Origin of the sequence: Gilliamella sp. B3817 (assembly GCF_026536705.1) — a bacterium.
GTDB classification, from domain to species: Bacteria; Pseudomonadota; Gammaproteobacteria; order Enterobacterales; family Orbaceae; genus Gilliamella; species Gilliamella apicola_I.
The window spans coordinates 1-2,185 of record NZ_JAFNNV010000021.1 but is presented as its reverse complement, the minus strand read 5'-3'; the positions used below and the strand labels follow the sequence as shown (position 1 = coordinate 2,185).

Below are 2,185 nucleotides of genomic sequence, written 5' to 3'. Positions count from 1 at the left end.
AACACCATTTGAGCCGAGTAAAAAAGCAGCACTTATCCCCAGACAAGGTAAATGCCGGGTCCAGTTATGTTTTTTCATCTACTTTTATTTCCTTTTAAGACCAATTAGTTTTACTTATTTTGTTTTTTTATTCAGCCTAACAAATCATTACAAATAAAGTATTAATTATTGATTAATAATGATTTTCTCATGATAAAACAATTTATCATGAGATAACTTATTAAAAAAATTACAAATATATATATTTTTATTAAAATGTTTGCCAAATATTTACATAATAATACATTGATCGCAATAAACGATCAATAATAATTAACGCGATCGAATTAAACTATCGAATTTGTATTTATTCTTTTTATTTTGTATTTTTTTTGCATAAAAACACCATATCAGCCAATTATAAGTTTTAAAATCAATAGTTTTCCTATAAAAAATCATAGATGATTACACTTATCAAATTTATATTTACAATTTAATAAATGCTGTTGAGATAATTGTGTTATGGGTTGGTTTCTTAATTAACAATTTTTTTTCGATTGTTGTTTGAAAAAACAAAAAACCCCCGATAAACGGGGGAAAGCTTAAAAGGACTGGTTAGACAAACATTTTTGTTTGTCTTAATTTTGTTGTTGTGATTACGGTTGGACTTCTGCCACACCAAAATCAACTTTACTTGGTAATCCCGGCGATACTCTCACCACTTTTGGATTACGTCCACTTACTTTGTACTCTTTTGGTAAGCTTCGTGGGTCTAATTTGATGACGAAGTTTGCACCTCGTTCCCAACGGCCTCCCGATACGCCAACTATATGGTAACGACCATGCGTATCAGTTGTGATGATTTCACCCCGAGCCGTCACTAACTTCACGCCGCCCAGACCTTCTTCTCCTTCATCCTGTACACCATTACCGTTGCGGTCGACAAACACTTTTCCGAAGATTAACGCATTGTCAAATAATGGATCCGCTGTCACTGTCACTGTCGCCTGCGCAGTATTCGATACCACTCGACCCAGTTTACTCAGTGCCATCGCCGTATTGGTGTACTCGCCCTGAGTCACGCCTGAGCCCACAACCAACATATAGTTAATAACGAGTTCACCATTGCCTTTTAATTCCAACGAATCATAAGTCATCGCTTTTCCACCTTTCGGGTCGGCTATCTTCTTACCATCTAAACGTGAAGAGCCTTTTACATACTTAAACCCTGCCGGTAAGATGTCTTTCACTTTGATATTCGCTGTTTGTACCGTGTTATTGATCACTTTTATGCTGTAAGGAACAATATCACCTGTCACAACATTATCTTTTAACGCTGTTTTTATAACCGTTATATCCGCATCCGCTGCCCGATAACCCAACATTAAATCGTTAATCGAGGCCGAATAGGTTGTTAACGTGTTGTCTTTCAAACCGATCGGTAAGGTTTGGGCTCCACCTACTCCGTTATACACGATCGATGACGGTGGTGAGGACAAGTCGATTAACGGATGCTCAACCACTTTTCCGTCGATGTCTGTGTACTTCTCAAACGATGGAATGCGTTCATAAAGCAGGCTGTCCTGCGTTGAACCCACCACGCCATCATGATAATTTCCAAACAGTAAACGGATATGATGCGTAACAGTACTGCCACTATTGTTACCGATTGCCAGATTACGGAAGCTAAACTGACCATTATTATCCGTCATCGACGTCATTGGCTTGCCATCTTTATCCATCACATGCTTTTTATCACTGTCTAACAGATAAACATTTACACCCGATAACCCCTTATAACTGTCAGCTGAGTTTGAACCTGTCCCTTCACTGTCTTCTACAAGCTTACCTTCAATAATACCACCATGGATATAACCAAAGTCCTGATCGGTTAGGTTACCCGTGATATCAATGATTGCCTGATTGACTGTCTTCGGTAAGGTTAAGTAACCTTTGCTGTCATGGTGCGCATCATCCGGGTCAAAGCTTGCTCGTAACGTGCTCGGTACCCCTTCCACTTCAATTTGCCATTTGCCCGGAATAATACCGCCTAGTTCATAAACTGTCTCACCGGCTGCAATTGTTTGTGTTATCTGTAATGCCGGATTGTTGATATTACTGAATTTCACCGTCAAGTCCGCATTAACACTGCTGTCCGTGGAGGCGTTGTACACTCCGTTATCATCACTGTCTAAGTAAATTTTAC

Annotated in this window: 1 pseudogene; it reads right to left on the bottom strand. The window is 38.9% G+C overall.

Annotation, left to right across the window (positions count from 1 at the left end):
• Positions 1-635: 635 nt before the first annotated feature.
• Positions 636-2,185, bottom strand: a pseudogene (locus J3U36_RS11305) (SdrD B-like domain-containing protein); the annotation flags it as partial.